This is a genomic window from Pseudomonas sp. SA233, assembly GCF_054792385.1.
Map to the genome: position 1 here is coordinate 1,953,147 of NZ_CP096449.1, position 14,627 is coordinate 1,967,773.

Annotated in this window: 12 protein-coding genes and 1 pseudogene; 3 read left to right on the forward strand and 10 right to left on the reverse strand. The window is 57.5% G+C overall.

Annotated elements, in window-relative coordinates:
- The first annotated feature begins 2 nt into the window (after window positions 1-2).
- Entirely contained in the window at window positions 3-380 is a 378-nt protein-coding gene (locus tag M1D87_RS09015) for a RidA family protein (protein ID WP_123085891.1), read from the forward strand.
- 150 nt (window positions 381-530) lie between these two features.
- Window positions 531-1,595: a YkvI family membrane protein gene (locus M1D87_RS09020; protein ID WP_421091718.1), complete on the forward strand. Its 1,065-nt coding sequence runs from the start codon at window positions 531-533 to the stop codon at window positions 1,593-1,595.
- Window positions 1,596-1,707: 112 nt separating this feature from the next.
- Here the strand turns inward: M1D87_RS09020 and M1D87_RS09025 are convergent, their stop codons facing one another.
- The 3 genes and pseudogenes from M1D87_RS09025 to M1D87_RS09035 all read right to left on the reverse strand — a co-directional run bounded on the left by M1D87_RS09025 (window position 1,708) and on the right by M1D87_RS09035 (window position 4,615).
- Window positions 1,708-2,448 (reverse strand): methyl-accepting chemotaxis protein, encoded by a 741-nt coding sequence (locus M1D87_RS09025; protein ID WP_370290711.1) that lies wholly within the window; start codon window positions 2,446-2,448, stop codon window positions 1,708-1,710.
- 162 nt (window positions 2,449-2,610) lie between these two features.
- A pseudogene (mcpA, locus tag M1D87_RS09030) lies at window positions 2,611-3,639 on the reverse strand (methyl-accepting chemotaxis protein McpA); the annotation flags it as partial.
- Between the two features lie 97 nt (window positions 3,640-3,736).
- Window positions 3,737-4,615: a LysR family transcriptional regulator gene (locus M1D87_RS09035; RefSeq protein WP_023661323.1), complete on the reverse strand. Its 879-nt coding sequence runs from the start codon at window positions 4,613-4,615 to the stop codon at window positions 3,737-3,739.
- A 101-nt stretch (window positions 4,616-4,716) separates the two neighbouring features.
- Here M1D87_RS09035 and M1D87_RS09040 point away from each other — a divergent pair, with 101 nt between their 5' ends.
- On the forward strand, window positions 4,717-5,145 hold the full coding sequence (locus M1D87_RS09040; protein ID WP_123085822.1) for a PACE efflux transporter: 429 nt from the start codon (window positions 4,717-4,719) through the stop codon (window positions 5,143-5,145).
- 97 nt (window positions 5,146-5,242) lie between these two features.
- Here M1D87_RS09040 and M1D87_RS09045 read toward each other — a convergent pair whose 3' ends face one another.
- From M1D87_RS09045 to M1D87_RS09075, 7 genes are all read right to left on the reverse strand, one after another.
- A complete protein-coding gene (locus tag M1D87_RS09045; RefSeq protein ID WP_123085823.1) occupies window positions 5,243-6,301 on the reverse strand; it encodes a hypothetical protein in 1,059 nt (352 codons plus the stop codon).
- A gap of 244 nt (window positions 6,302-6,545) precedes the next feature.
- Window positions 6,546-7,214: a GntR family transcriptional regulator gene (locus M1D87_RS09050; RefSeq protein ID WP_123085825.1), complete on the reverse strand. Its 669-nt coding sequence runs from the start codon at window positions 7,212-7,214 to the stop codon at window positions 6,546-6,548.
- 16 nt (window positions 7,215-7,230) lie between these two features.
- The gene (locus tag M1D87_RS09055) at window positions 7,231-7,935 is read right to left on the reverse strand and encodes a FadR/GntR family transcriptional regulator (RefSeq protein ID WP_015269682.1); all 705 of its coding nucleotides are present in this window, start codon (window positions 7,933-7,935) and stop codon (window positions 7,231-7,233) included.
- Window positions 7,936-7,979: 44 nt separating this feature from the next.
- Entirely contained in the window at window positions 7,980-9,290 is a 1,311-nt protein-coding gene (locus M1D87_RS09060; RefSeq protein ID WP_421091719.1) for a C4-dicarboxylate transporter DctA, read from the reverse strand.
- A gap of 468 nt (window positions 9,291-9,758) precedes the next feature.
- On the reverse strand, window positions 9,759-11,663 hold the full coding sequence (locus M1D87_RS09065) for a hypothetical protein (protein ID WP_421091720.1): 1,905 nt from the start codon (window positions 11,661-11,663) through the stop codon (window positions 9,759-9,761).
- Window positions 11,660-12,610, reverse strand: coding sequence for a TniB family NTP-binding protein (locus M1D87_RS09070; protein ID WP_421091721.1), 951 nt, complete (start codon window positions 12,608-12,610; stop codon window positions 11,660-11,662). The genes M1D87_RS09065 and M1D87_RS09070 overlap by 4 nt, the downstream gene beginning before the upstream one ends.
- A gap of 82 nt (window positions 12,611-12,692) precedes the next feature.
- Window positions 12,693-14,603, reverse strand: coding sequence for a hypothetical protein (locus M1D87_RS09075; protein ID WP_421091722.1), 1,911 nt, complete (start codon window positions 14,601-14,603; stop codon window positions 12,693-12,695).
- Between the last annotated feature and the right edge of the window lie 24 nt (window positions 14,604-14,627).

Here is a 14,627-nt window from a genome sequence, read left to right on the forward strand (position 1 = left end):
CCATGAGCAATGATATCCAGCGTTTCCCCAGCAGCCTGCCGTTCCCGTTCTCCCGAGCGGTGATAGCCGGCGGCTTCCTGTTCCTCTCCGGCCAGGTGCCGATGAGTGCTGGCGGCGAAGTGGTGCGCGGTGACATCCAGACCCAGACCCGCGCCGCCTGCGAGCGCATTGGCGAAAGCCTGGCGGCCTGCGGCGCGCGTTTCGACCAGGTGGTCAAGGCCACCGTGTGGCTGTCGGACATGAGCCACTTCGCCGGCTTCAACGAGGTGTACAAGGAGTTCTTCGGCGCAGCGCTGCCGGTGCGCTCGACCGTGGCGTCGGCATTGGCGCTGGGGGTGGATGTGGAGATCGAAGTGCAGGCGTTCGTCGGCGACGCCTGAGCGCTTCTGTAGGAGCAGCCTTGCGCTGCGAAGAGGCCAGTAAAACCCATGCATTTGCAACAGTCATACCGGCCTCTTCGCAGCGCAAGGCTGCTCCTACAAAAAGTATGCGGTGGCAGTGAGACAACAACAATAAATCCAGAGGTTCACATGCAAGAGCAGCTGAAGATTGCCGGCGCGTTTGTCGGCGTGATCGTGGGGGCGGGGTTCGCTTCGGGGCGGGAACTGTTGTTGTTCTTTGTCGATTTCGGTGTGTGGGGGCTGGTCGGTGCGCTGGTCAGCGCAGCCTTGTTCACCTTCCTCGGCATGGCCCTGGCGGGGCTGGGCAATCGCCAGCAGGCCACTTCGCACAAGGATGTGATCCAGGCCATCTGCGGCCGTCACCTGGGCCTGTTCGTCGACTGGCTGATTACCTTTTTCATGTTTGCCGTCACCGTGGTCATGCTGGCCGGTGGTGGTGCCTTGCTGGAGCAGCAGTTCGGTATCCCGGCGCTGGCCGGCAGCGTGCTGGTGACGCTGGTTGTGGTGGGCATCGTGTGCCTGGATGTGCGCAGGGTGATCCTCGCCATAGGTGCCATCACGCCGTTGCTGATCCTGGTGACCTCGGCGATTGCGTTGTACGCCGTGTTCAGCCGGGAACAGAGCTTCGCCCAGCTCGACCAGCTGGCCAGCCAGCAACAGGCGGGCGCCCGTCACTGGCTGCTGGGGGCGTTCCTGTACGTGTCGTACAACATCGTTGCCGGCGCGCCGATCCTGGCCATCCTGGGTGGGTCGGCCAAGGGCGAGCGAACCGCGGTATGGGGTGGCCTGCTTGGTGGCGCAGCACTGGGCGGCCTGATGCTGGTGATGAGTGCCGGGCTGTTGTCGCGCCTGGACAGCGTGGCTGACCTGCCGATGCCGATGCTGTCGATCGCCAACGAATTATCGCCACTGCTGGGGCTGGTGATGTGCCTGATTATCTTCGGCATGATCGTCAACACTGCGGTGGGTACGTTGTTCTCGTTTCTCTCGCGGCTGATGCCGGCGGGTACGGTGAGGTTTCGCTGGGGCTCGGTGGTGGCCGGCGTGGCGGCGTTCGGATGCAGCCTGGTGGGGTTCATCAGCCTGGTGGGTGAGGTGTACCCGCTGTTCGGCTACCTGGGCTTCGTGCTGATGGCGGCGGTGCTGCTGGCCTGGGTCCGGCGGAGCAAAGTGGTTAAAGCGGCGGTGGCGTAGGGGGCTGCTGCGCAGCCCGATCGCGACACAAGGCCGCTCCCACAAGGATCGCATGGCACCTGTGGGAGCGGCCTTGCGTCGCGATTGGGGCGCAGAGCGCCCCCCTGGGCCATCAGATCCTGAAGCTGCCTACCAGCTGCTTCAGGCGCCCGGCCTGCTGGGCCAGTTGGTCACAATGGCGCAGGGTCTCGTTGAGGTTCTCCACCCCTTGCTGGTTCAGGGCGTTGATCTGGGTGATGTCCAGGTTGAGGCTCTCGACCACGGCGGTCTGTTCTTCGGTAGCGGTAGCCACCGACTGGTTCATGCCATCGATCTCGCCAATACGCTGGGTCACGCTGGCCAGGCGCTCGCCGGCCTGGTTGGCCACCTGCACGGTCTGCTCGCTGGAAACCTGGCTGGTGTTCATGGTGTGCACCGCTTCGCGCGAGCCTACCTGCAGGCTGGTGATCATGCGGTGGATTTCTTCCGCCGATTCCTGGGTGCGGTGCGCCAGGTTGCGTACCTCGTCGGCCACCACGGCAAAGCCACGGCCGGCCTCACCGGCACGCGCCGCTTCGATGGCGGCGTTCAGCGCCAGCAGGTTGGTCTGCTGCGAGATGCCCTTGATCACGTCGAGGATCTTGCCGATTTCGTCAGTGCTGGCGTTGAGTGTTTCGATTTGCGCGCAGGACTCGCTGATGCGCTGCGACAGGGCGGTCATGGCGCTGATCGCTTCTTCGACCACTTCACGGCCACCGTGGGCCTGCTCGCTGGCACCGCTGGCATGCTGCGAGGCATCGGCGGCGTTGCGGGCGATTTCCTGGGTGGCAGCACCCAGCTCGTTGATCGCTGCGGCCACGCTGTTGGTGCGCATGCTTTGCTCTTCGGAACCGATGATCGACGCATTGGAGGCATTGACCACCTTCTCCGACAGGTCGTGCACCAGGCGGGTTGCCGAGGACACTTCGCTGATCGAGGCATGAATGCGCTCGACGAAGCGGTTGAACGAAGTGGCCAGTTCGCCGAACTCGTCCTTGTTCTGCACGGTCAGGCGGCGGGTAAGGTCACCTTCGCCCTCGGCGATGTCGCGCATGGCGCGGCCCATGGTGGTCAGCGGGCTCATCAGTATCGGGATCAGCAGGCCGAGCAGGCCGGCGATGGCAGCCACCGCAATCAGCATCGCGATGATCGCCGAGGTGCGGAACTGGCTGAGCGCAGCGTAGGCCTTGTCCTTGTCGATCGACAGGCCGATGTACCACTGTGCCGAAGGCAGGCCGGCCACCGGGGCGAAGGAAATGATGCGGTCCTGGCCATTGAGGGTGACATCCTGCATGCCGGCGGCGACTCGCAGGTTGCTGCCGGGGTAGATGTCCTTGAGGTTCTTCATCACCTGGTCTTTGTCGGGGCTGACGATCACCTGGCCATTGCTGTCGGCCAGGAAGGCGTGGCCGATGCCGCCGAAATCGACCGAGTTGATGATCTCGACCAGGGTGTCGAGGGTGACGTCACCGCCGACCACGCCGATCAGCTCGCCATTACCCTTGCTTTTCACCGGCGTGGCGATGGTGACCATCAGGCCGCCAACAGCCCCCTGGTACGGGGCAGTCAGCACGGTCTGCCCGGCGCTGGCCGCGGCGCCGTACCACGGGCGCTGACGTGGGTCGTAACCGGCGGGCATCTGCGCATTGGGGCGTTGGGTGAACGCACCGGTGGCCTGGCCCAGGTAAGTGAACAGGAAATTACGCGTATAGGATGGCTGCTCGATCAGTCCTTCCAGGGTATCGCCAGCGCCTTGCTGGGCGATGTCCTGGGCCAGGTTTTCCAGCACCAGGATGCGCCCGCTCATCCAGTTCTGCACACTACTGGCGGTCAGTGCGCCCGACTGCTGCACCGAAGCTTCGATGTTCTGGCGGATGGTATTGCGTTGCAGGTAGTCGTTGTAGAGCGTGAACAGGGCAAATGCCAGGACCACGACACCGCAGGCGCTGAGCAGGATCTTGTGGCGAAATTTCAGGTTCATGTTTCGAGACCTTGGGCCAATGAGGGGAGGGCGCAGCGCGCTCATGACGCATTGCGGAACCTATCGTTCGGGATATCGGCTCAAGGGGTAAAAGATTGAAGTGCTTACAGAAATTTCTTACGGTCATTTCGACGGACGGTATTCACTGGCTACACAACTGCTCGATCAACAGGCGTGCAGCCTGCTGCAACGGTTGTTGCTTGCGCCAGAAGATGTGTACCGGCAACTGCAGCTCGTTGCGGGTGTTGCGAAAATCCAGGCGCACCAGGCGCCCGCTGGCCAGCAGTGGCGCGACCCTCGACAGCGGCAAGTCGCCCCAGCCCAGGCCGGCCTCGACCATCTGCAGGGCGAGGTCGAAGCTGTCGGTTGACCAGTGCGTGGCGCCTATCAACGGGCGTGGGTCTGTCACCGGAAGGTCATGGCTACGCACCAGGATCTGGCGCACTCGGGTCAGGTCTTCGAGGTAGTGGATACGCCCCTCGCGCAAGGCCGGGTGAGCGGGGGACAGTGTGGCCACCAGCGATTCCATGCCGATGTGCTGGAAGCCGCGACGGGCATCGACCTGCAACCCGGCAAAAGCCACGCAGAGGTCGGCGCGGCCACTGTCCAGCAGGTGTACGGCCTCTTCCTGCGGGGCGCTGAGCAGGGCGATGTCCAGCAGCGGGTGCCGCTCACCCAGGTGAGCGATGGCCGCCAGCAGCGGGCGGTGGTCGATGTCCGGCACCACGGCCAAGGTCAGGCTGCTCTCCAGCCCCTGGGACAGTTCCAGGGCATGCACCTGCAGCAGCCCCAGTTGTTCGGCGATCAACCGGGCATGAGGTTCCAGCGCCTTGGCCTCGGCGGTGGGGCGGACTTCCCGTGGGCCGCGCTCGAACAGGGTGTAGCCCAGTTCGGCCTCGAGGTTGCCGATGGCCATGCTCACGGCCGAAGGCACCCGCTGCAGGGCGCGCGCGGCGGCGGAAAACGAACCGCGGTCGAGCACGGCGAGAAACAGCTGGATATTGTCGCTGGAAAAGTTCATGGCAGCCTCCTGTCAGCAGATCTGACAGCTGCCGACTTTTGCTGTCAAGCACGATGAAGCATGATCGCGCCCCATCGCTTTGTCATTGGAGGTAATCCCGAGTGCAGGGACTCAAACGCAAACTCGTCTACGTGACTTTCTATGAACTGATCGGGCTGTGCATGTCGACCCTCGGGCTGGCCTACCTGTCGGACACCCAGGCATCGCATACCGGGCCTCTGGCGGTGATGATCACTACCATCGCCATGCTTTGGAACCTGATTTACAACACCCTGTTCGAGTGGTGGGAGAGCCGCCAGGCCACGCGCGGGCGCAGTGTGGCACGGCGGGTGGCGCATGCCATCGGCTTCCAGCTGACCCTGGTGGTGTACCTGATCCCGCTGATTGCCTGGTGGCTGGACATGACATTGCTGGAGGCGTTGCTGGTGGACATGGCGTTCATCGTGCTGGTGCCGTGCTACACCTTTGCCTACAACTGGGCGTTCGACCGGATCTTTGGCTTGCCCAGCTCAGCCTTGGCAGCAGCCTGATTCAACCTGTTCCGGCCTCTTCGCAGCACAAGGCTGCTCCTACAGCGACCGCACAACCTTCAGGCGGGAGCTGCGAAAAGGCCGACACAGTCAACCACTAAGGCGGCAGGCGAATGATCAAAGGCTCCTGCTGCTTCACCTGCTGCTCAACCGGTTGTTCCTCCGGCCGCGGTGCACTGGCCAGCAAGCTGTCCTCGACCTGCCCCGAAAGGTAGTACACCCCCGACATGGCCCCGCTCTGGCGGTTCTCCATCAGCTCCTGCCATTCCTGGTTCAGCGCCACGTTGAGGATCACCCGCAACTGCTCGACCATCTGCGGGTGTTCGCGGTCATGGGTCATGACCCCATAGCCGGCCGCCGCAATCGAAATCATCGCCCCCGCCACTTTGCCCACTGCCGACGCCACGGCACTGGCGATGCCGCGCGGAGCCAGGGTGGCGCCGAGCTTTTCGCTGGCCTGGTTGGCCACCGAGTTCAGCCCGACATCGGTCTTGCCCGGGCCTTTGCTGGCCTGCTGGTGCAGATGCTGGCGCATGGCTTGCCAGGCAGGTTGCTGGGCCAGCGACTTGGCCCGCAGCAGCTGGTAAAGGCTGGCATTGCGCGCATCCGGTGGCCCCAGGGCGATGGCGGGAATGCGGTTGAGGCGTTGGCTGAACTGCTCGGGGGGAGCGTTGTAGCGGCTGATGATGGCCGGCAGCTGCTGGCCGAGCAGTTGCAGGTACAGCTCGCTGGCGCGGTCGCGAATGCCTTCGGGGTTGATCTGCTCGGCCACCGGTTCGATCACCCGCTTGTGGTACTGCTCCTGCAGGTACAGCGCCAGGCGCTTTTCCGCCGGCTCCCGGCCTTCACCGCTGTCGATCTTGTACCAGGCCACCTTGAGGGTCAGCCACTGCTGGGTCCAGTAGCCGGTAAACCAAGGGATGAAGTCGCTTTCGGTACGCTGCTGTACCTGTTCCTTCCACACCCGCATGGAACGGCGTGCATAGTCGTTGGCCGAGCTGCCGGCGCCGACCGAGGCTTCGATCAGTTCCTGGTCGATGCGTTGCCAGGTGGCGGTGGTGAGCACCACCGGTGGCGGCGGGACAGGTGGGGGCTTGCCTGCGCAACCGGCCAAGGCCAGCAGCAGGCACAGTAGCAGGAGGGCTCGAGTGCTCACGCAACCGCCTCCCTGATAGAGTCTGGGGTGGTTCTCGGAGTATAGGGTGGGGAGTGAAGGGCTGCTGTGCAGCCTATCGGCCATCGCCCGGCCAACGCGATCCATGTAGGAGCGGCCTTGTGTCGCGAAAGGGCCGCAAAGCGGCCCCGGCAATTTCTGCTGCACAGCTGAAATCCTGGGGCCGCTTCGCGCCCCTTTCGCGACACAAGGCCGCTCCTACAAGGGGGGCGTCAGCTTGAGTCGGTCATTCCAGGTCGAGCTTTTCTTCCAGGCGGTCGAGGTGCTTGTGCATCAGCCCCAGCGCCGCCTCGGCATCGCCATGCTCCACGGCATCGATGATCGCCGCATGTTCCTGCCACGCGCAGTGGTCGCAGCAAGGCGACTCGTAACGGGCGATGATCAGCGAGGTCATCGGCACCAGCCCATTGAGAAACCGCGCCAGTGGCGCATTGGCAGCCACCTGCGCCAGTTTCAGGTGAAACTCGCCGCCCAGGCGGATCGCCGCACAACGCTCGCCGTTTTCATGGTGCTGGCGCTCGCGCTCCACCAGTTGCCGCAGCTGGCGAATCTGTACCGGCCGGACGCGTTGCGCGGCCAGGGTGATCAGCGTGGTTTCGGCCAGACGCCGGGCGCTGAGCACCTGGCGTGCCTGCTCCGGGTCGGGCACGGCCAGATGCGCAGTGTGGCTGGGGCGTTGCACCACCACCTGCTGGTCGGACAGGCGCCCGAGCACACGGCGGATCACTGTACGGCTGACACCAAAGGCATGGCCCAGCGCCTGTTCGGGCAACAGGCTGCCAGGTGGCAAGCGCTGTTCGAGGATGGCATCGAACAGCCGCGGGTAGATCTGCTCGGCCGACAGGCGGGTTTCGCCGGCCGCGAGCAGGGCCGGCAAGTGAGGGGCGGCGTTCATGGTCGCTCTCCTGGGGTCATGGATGCGGGTGTTCGTCCGGGATGTTCAACGGGATGCCCATGCGCAACCCTTCGGCCAGGATGTGCTGGCGCATCTGGGCACTGGCTTGGGCGCTGCTGCGCTCACGTATGGCACGCACCACCGCTTCGTTTTCCTTCAGCCGCGCGGCCAGGTGCTCTGGCGAATTGCGCAGCATGTCGGCGCTTTGCTTGAGGGCATTGCCGGTCTGTTGCACCACGCTCTGGAAGATCGGGTTGGTGGTCAGGGCGAACAGCGCTTCATGAAAGGCGATGTAGGCCCTGACGCCGGCTTCGCTGTCATCGGCCTCCAGCGCTTCACGCATGTCCATCAGGGTCAGGCGCAGTTGGCCGATGTCCTGGCTGTTGGCCGACTGCGCCACCAGGCCGACGATGAAAGGCTCAAGGGTGTAGCGCAGCTCCAGCACGTCGGCCAGGCTGGCTGCGGCGCTGGTGTCCAGGCCCGGTTCCTGGGTGGCGGCATCGACATCCAGTACCAGCACGCCCTTGCCTGGCAGCGAACGCACCAGGCCCAGGGTTTCCAGCACGGTCACCGCTTCGCGCAGGCTGGGGCGGCTGATGCCCAGTTGTTCGGCCAGTTCGCGCTGGCCTGGCAGCATGTCGCCGGTACGCCATTGGCCTCGGGCCAGGGCCTGGCGCAGTTTTTCCACCACTGAGTTGACGACGGTAGATGAGCTGATCACGGTTCGCTCCTGGAAGGGCCGGCATCAGTGCCGGCCACGTTCGCTCAGAATTCCTGTTGATGGGGGTTGGGCTGCTTGCGTGGCGTGGGGGCGAAGCCGGGTTTGCCGTCGAGCACGTTGTGCGCGCGTTCCAGGTCGATGTCCTTCTCCCAGCGGGCGATGGCCACGGTGGCCACGCAGTTGCCGATCAGGTTGGTCAGCGCCCGGCCGATGCCCATGAACCAGTCCACCGCCAGTACCAGTACCAGGCCGACCACCGGGATCGCCGGCACGGCGGTCAGGGTAGCGGCAAGGATCACCAGCGCCGAGCCTGGGATGCCGTGAGCGCCCTTGGAAGTCACCAGCGACACCAGCAGGATGGTCAGCAGGTCGGTTATTGCCAGTGGCGTGCCGGTGGCGTTGGCAATGAACACGATGGCCAGGGTCAGGTAGATGGAGAAGCCATCGAGGTTGAACGAATAACCGGTGGGGATTACCAGGCCGACGGTGGAGCTGCCGATGCCCAGGTGCTCGAGCTTGCGCATGATCTGTGGCAGTACGGCGTCGGACGAGGCGGTGCCCAGCACGATGGTCAGTTCTTCACGCAGGTACTTGATCAGCGGAAGCAGCTTCAGCCCCGACAGGCGCATGACCGTGCCCAGCACGATCAGTACGAAGCCGGCACAGGTCAGGTAGAACAGCGCCACCAGCCCGCCCAGGTGCTGCAGCGATTCCAGGCCGTACTTGCTGGTGGTGAAGGCGATGGCGCCGAACACGCCGATCGGTGCCAGGCGCACGATCATGCCCATGATGCGGAAGATCACGTGGCTCAGTTCGTTGATCAGCCGCGAGATGCCGGCTGCCGAGTCACCCACCAGGTTCAGCGCGCTGCCGAACAGTACCGAGAACAGCAGCACCTGGAGGATGTTGTTGTCGGCAAAGGCGCCGATCACCGAGGTGGGGATCAGGTCCATGAAGAACGCCGTGGCACCGTGGATGTGCTGGCCGCGCTCGGCCAGGCTGCTGGCGTCGGCGCTGGACAGTTGGTCCAGGTGGATGTTGGCGCCGCTGCCGATGCCGCTGGTGAAGGCGAACACCAGGCCGATCACCAGCGCCAGGGTGGTCAGTATCTCGAAGTAGATCACCGACTTCAGGCCGATGCGCCCGACCTTTTTCAGGTCACCGGCGCCCGAGATACCGCTGACCACCACGCAGAACACGATCAGGCCGATGAGCATCTTGATCAGCTTGATGAAGCCGTCGCCAAGGGGTTTGAGTTGCAGGGAAAGGTCGGGGAAGCTGAGACCGCAGGCGATGCCGAGGGCAAGGCCGAGCACGACTTGAAGGAAGATCGAACGCGAGCACCATTTGAGCATGGGAGGGATCTCTGATCGGTGTCCTTGCTTCGGTAGCCGCACGGGGCGAAAGAGCGCAGGACTTAATTATTGTGGTCTTACCGGTTTGTTCAGCGCGAAGCCATGAAAGCGCGAAACTTGCATGTGCGCAGCAACTGATTTCCAATCCTCTGGAAAAACAGTGGGTTAGGAATTCTCTTGCACTGTTTTTTAACTTTTTTTTGCGCACATTTTCGACGTTTCCAGCTTCGTGATCACATGAGTTTGCACCCTCACTCTCGTCCGGTCAGACCGGTTTGTCCAGTTGTTTTCTGGGCTTTTTTTGTTGCACGCTCTTAACGTGCTTAAGGCAGAGGTGCGCTTTATGGCCGCTGAGGCGCAGAGGTGGGCGGATCGGAGCGCTGCAAGGCCGCGTAGGAGCCAGCCTAAAGGTGGCTGTTTAGGGGGAAGCTGCCGTTGACGCTGAACGAGCTTTAACCGGTGAGATGGTTACAACCCTGACTTTAGATCTTGGCGTCGGAACACCAAATGACCTCGTAAGGCATCGGGATGATCGGAGGGGAGAGGATGAATGATTCCTGCTCTATATTGCCGCGCATAAGGGTTGCCAGTATTATAATCCGCTTTTCCCGCAATAGTATAAAATGAATGATGTTCAACGCATTTTTCTGCGTGCTCTTTAAGTATCAGTGTTTGGTCAAGTTTTAATATTGGAATGTAGCCGGAAAAAATGAAACGACTCAGGAACCCCCTGTGGGTTAGTTGGCATAGTCTGGCTATCTCACTGGTTGTTACGTATTGCTGACGCCATTCTATGGCTTTTGCCAAACTAGTTTTCGTGATGAACTTAGTGTTTCTATTAGAGTCGCGGTCGCGGGGTATAGGTGTCAATAGGTTTCGTTTTATAAGCTCAGTGATATCTGCGCGCTTAAGGCGCAACAGAATTGCCGCTGAATTCAGATCCACAGCAGTGGTCGCATCAGAAGTGTAAGTTTCTGATGGTTTAGGACGATCAAGGAGTCCTCTAATATATTGCGGGAAGTGCTTTTTAAAGCGCACGCCAATGCCGTTATAATCTGCGGCTAAAGGGACTGATTCTAATATTGCCCGAACGGTTTCCCTATTGACGCCTGGCAGGGCTGAGATCTGTGATTCCAGTACATAAACTTTTTTGAAGTCATCTACCCAGGCCGCAGTAGTAAGGCGTTGGTTTGGAAGTTTTATCGAGTGCAGGATGTTTGTTTTCATTAAACGGTGAGTTGCGCCATATGATGCATTCAGAAGCGGCGCTGTTTGTTCGGCTGTTAGTAGGGTGAAGTGCTCCGAGGGATTTGCAAAGATGTCAGTGCTATCCCAGTCCATATCTTCCGCTGCCAGTTTAAGGCAGAGGTTTTTAACTCTGTAGAGCCTTTGTGACTTGTTCAGGCTCATCGTTTTCTTCACAGGTGTACAATCGGGGTCTTCGATGAGTTTCGATGCTTCTTCCTTAGAATCCCAAATCAGTGCTAGTTCTTTTCTAGTAAGTGGGAGTTGGCTGCATTCGCAGTTAGGATCATGGCTCAATGGTCTGGACTGCAGGGTGTTGCAATAATATTCTAGTGCGTGATTTTTAATCGTATCATTCTTCATAAGCATGAAGGGGGCTAGGATTGCTCGCTTGTGCAAGCTTGGGTATTTCGATTGCACGCAATGCATTTCATGAAAAAAGGCGGATTTATCGCCTGTGGCTATGCGTATACACCCATTTAACGCTTCGATTCGGCTGCCAGATGAGCATAGAGTATGGTTCGATCCCATGATTAATTGCAATCTATCATAAAACTCTTGGTCCTTTCGCAAGTATGCTTCATAAGCCATATTGCTCCAATGATTGTCAGCGTAACTCATAGGGGAATCACGTAGGTCAAATGTGCAATCGCATCGAAAGTTTTTTAATGTGATCCAGTTGAATGGTTTGTAACATTTCGGGCATTCGGTAATGTACCTTTGGGAATGTGTTGGGCATACTTCTGAAAAGGCGAAAGTATGCATGATGTTTAGCTTGCCATCTCTGATGCAGTCAGGGCAAAGTGCTAGTTCAGTACGAATAAAAGGCTTTTGGAAAGTGATTTTGGTGTTTTCCTCGGCAGGATTCAATATGATTATGTTCCCTTTGATAAAAATATCATCGAGTGCCTTTCTATGATCGTTGTCTACTAAAGGGTCATTGCGAAGGAGTTGATGGGTTCGGCTCCCATATTGAATGGCAAAAGAGAGGCTGGAATAATGCAAGCCACCGCAGGCCCGACTAAAATCCTTGAGGCTTCTAAAGCCATTCGCATGCGCGCAGCGATAGATCACAGAAATTGGGCTTTCGCTTTCCATAGGTCTAGGAATAAAAATTAGCATGCTCATTTTCTTTTATTTCTCCTGAGAAATATCAACCGTTTTAGTTCAACAATGCTGAGCGAAAATACATCTTTTTCCGTTAGTCGTGTGCGGAAACTAGCGTCGCGGCTCGCTTGACTAAAATCGCTAATCAAGAGCGTGTCGTCACCTCTTAATAATGCGCGGGAGCATGCACCGAAAAGTAGATCAGATATTTTGCGGAGATTGCCCTGGGTTAATGCGTATATAGCATACAATTCCCGTTCATTACTTAGTGCGGGCATGTCCTGAAACTCCATGATGTTTTTAATTTCTAGAGTGAATGCACGCATCAGTTTTTGAAATTCACTGAATTCATCGTCGGTTGCTAATGAAAAAGGACTAAGGTATGCGCGGTACGGAAAACGATCTCCCATTGCTGCACGCTGATCAATCACAGTTTCGCAGTCAGCCTCGCCTGCGAGTAATATTAAGCCGTCGAAATTATCTGCCAAATTTTTCAGCCAGTCGCCTGCTACACGCACAGCATTTTCGGTCATGCTTCTTAGTATGTGCGGAAACTCATCGAGGACAAGAAGCTTCGTTTGGCAGGTCCTGAGGGTTTCATATAGTTGATATTCTAGCGATTCCTGTGTCGGATTGCCTAAATGGACGCCCATGATTTTTAAGACTCGCTTCATTGTTGCGATCACGGTTGCCTCGGCTGGCACTCGACAATATACTATCGGTTTAATTAGGGATATTCCCTTTAAGTCTTTTTCAATATAAGGCGGCGTAAATTCACGCATAAAATCTTCGCACAGTCGGGTTTTTCCGGAGCCCGAATTCCCTAGAATCACAGCGCAAGAGCCTTCGCGCTTAATGGACTTTGCAAACCAGGCTCGACGGAGTGTTTCCAGTGCAGCACTGTATTTGGTATGGGCGACAATAATCTGGCTCAACTTAGTCAGTTTTTGATCGTTTGATAACTGCATTTTTATGCCTCTGTACAGAGCTTGCCACTACCGGCAATTTAAACAAGTGATTGCGCGTCATTCTGTTGTAAAGTACTAGTTGTTACTCCGGTTTTGGGATGGGTGGAATAGGTGGTACATGGTAAGTGGAGAAGCCTTCGTCAGCGCTGTCAGGAGCTGGGCTTTTTTTCGTACCCAGTTTCATATTGGTCAGCTGGTTATTCAGAAGTGATTCCGGATCGACTTTAGAAGTGGATTCGATTTTCTTTTTTTTGGATTTTGAGGTGGTGAGAAGTCCTTTTTCTGCATTTTCTTTTTTGAATTTTTGAATCATTTCATTTAGCTCCAAAAGCATGATGCAGGCAGCGTCAGCGTCGAACGATTCGATGCCTCGAGACCGAAGTTCAGAACGAATAAATTGATGTTCTGAAAGGGTGAGATTATCTTGATAATCTGGACGAGTGCCTGTCGCTTCGTGCCATTCGTTAGGCGTATCGGGGTGCGATACCCAAACTCTGCCTAGATCGCAGGGATTGAAACGTACGATAGCGGTCTGTCCTTTCCTCAAACGTTGTCGTACCTCGGCGACACCATCTCCACACCAGATGAGACCAAGCTTATTAACCCGGCCTTTGTCTAGGCTAAGTCTCCATGTGCTCAAGCAAAGTTGCGATAGTTCTTGTTCAGTATAGCGCTCGGCTGGAAGTGCATTGGCGCTCAGTTTTGCTCTCATCTGCATAGGCGTCATATTCAGTTCGGTATGAAAATTATTGTGGTAAAAATCTAGCCAGTTGCTGAAGGCCAACCTGTATTGCTCGAGCGTCACGCACGCCAAATCTACGGATGGGTATTCTCCTCGCTCAGATGCTAAACCATGCTTAAATCCTGAAAACATTCTGCAGAACTGATCTTTAACCGTGAGGAAGAATCGTTCCACTATTGCTTTAGCATCAGCGTCTCTGACAGGTACGTAGTCAGGTAAGAGTCCTAAATTTCCAAAAAAAGAAAGCGCCCAGACATTTAGAATTTCTGGTCCGTGGTCTGTGATAATGCATGCCATTTTTCCATGCGCCAAAATTGAGACGACCGTGGCGCGTACCATTTTTTCGGCGGAAGGCGCACCAAAGGAAATATCCCAACCAGTTACGTAACGGCTGGCTGGGTTGAATTGGCATGAGAGAATGGGTACGCCACGTAGCTTCGATTCTTGATGAATAATTACGTTGTTTAGTTCTTTGGAGTCAAAGTAACTTGCGGCGGCGAGATCCTGGTCAACATACAAATGGCCGCTAGACTTATAACGTCTAGTCGCCTCTTTTGCTCCAAATCTTCGCTTTATTACATAGTATCGATCGAGCCGCTGCTGCTTTCGCCTGAAGGTCCAATAAGAAGGGATGTCGAATCTGGGAAGACCAAGGCGGGTACGCTCTTGGTTTTCGCGAACAATATGGCCCTTAAATAACTTGTAAACATGCATCAGCGTAGGTCGCTCGAGTTTGAGGTACTCTGTTTCAATGTAATCATCAATCCATTTGTCTACTTGAGCAGGCCAGCAAGATTTAGGGGGTGGCGCGACAGCGCGAGTTAGAGCGATAGGGTTGCAATCCGAAGCAAGATATCGATTTTTCCACGTTCGGACTGTTGAATAACTTGGGGGGTGGTTTAGGCCTAGTTTTTCAGATAACGCCTTTATGGCCTCTTCAGCTGCTTTTTTGGGCATGCGTCCATGAAAACGCTGCAAAATATCCTCCACAATCGCGTGACAAATCTCAACTCGCCGTTGTTCTTTAGGTTTTAGCGACTTGAGTTGCCCATATTGACTGAGCTCTGAGGGTGTTCGCTCATGCAGTCGCAACTGACCACGTTGCTGCATCAAGTCGAAATCGTTCCGCTCAATAAAGCGATGTTTATGGTGGTCAGAGGAGCATAATGAAATAACCGTATCGGTTATGGAGAGTATTTCGTAGATCGAGCCATTTAGTTTGTATTTCGCACCAACGCGCGGTGTGATCATATTGTCGGCCTAGTGGGCAACTAG

Excerpts from the sequence above, each read along its gene's own strand:
- M1D87_RS09025 (WP_370290711.1), bottom strand. The coding sequence starts at position 2,448 with ATGCGCACCAACAGCGTGGCCGCAGCGATCAACGAGCTGGGTGCTGCC.
- M1D87_RS09050 (WP_123085825.1), bottom strand. The coding sequence starts at position 7,214 with ATGAACGCCGCCCCTCACTTGCCGGCCCTGCTCGCGGCCGGCGAAACC.
- M1D87_RS09020 (WP_421091718.1), top strand. The coding sequence starts at position 531 with ATGCAAGAGCAGCTGAAGATTGCCGGCGCGTTTGTCGGCGTGATCGTG.
- M1D87_RS09065 (WP_421091720.1), bottom strand. The coding sequence starts at position 11,663 with ATGAGCATGCTAATTTTTATTCCTAGACCTATGGAAAGCGAAAGCCCA.
- M1D87_RS09075 (WP_421091722.1), bottom strand. The coding sequence starts at position 14,603 with ATGATCACACCGCGCGTTGGTGCGAAATACAAACTAAATGGCTCGATC.
- M1D87_RS09070 (WP_421091721.1), bottom strand. The coding sequence starts at position 12,610 with ATGCAGTTATCAAACGATCAAAAACTGACTAAGTTGAGCCAGATTATT.
- M1D87_RS09035 (WP_023661323.1), bottom strand. The coding sequence starts at position 4,615 with ATGAACTTTTCCAGCGACAATATCCAGCTGTTTCTCGCCGTGCTCGAC.
- M1D87_RS09060 (WP_421091719.1), bottom strand. The coding sequence starts at position 9,290 with ATGCTCAAATGGTGCTCGCGTTCGATCTTCCTTCAAGTCGTGCTCGGC.
- M1D87_RS09015 (WP_123085891.1), top strand. The coding sequence starts at position 3 with ATGAGCAATGATATCCAGCGTTTCCCCAGCAGCCTGCCGTTCCCGTTC.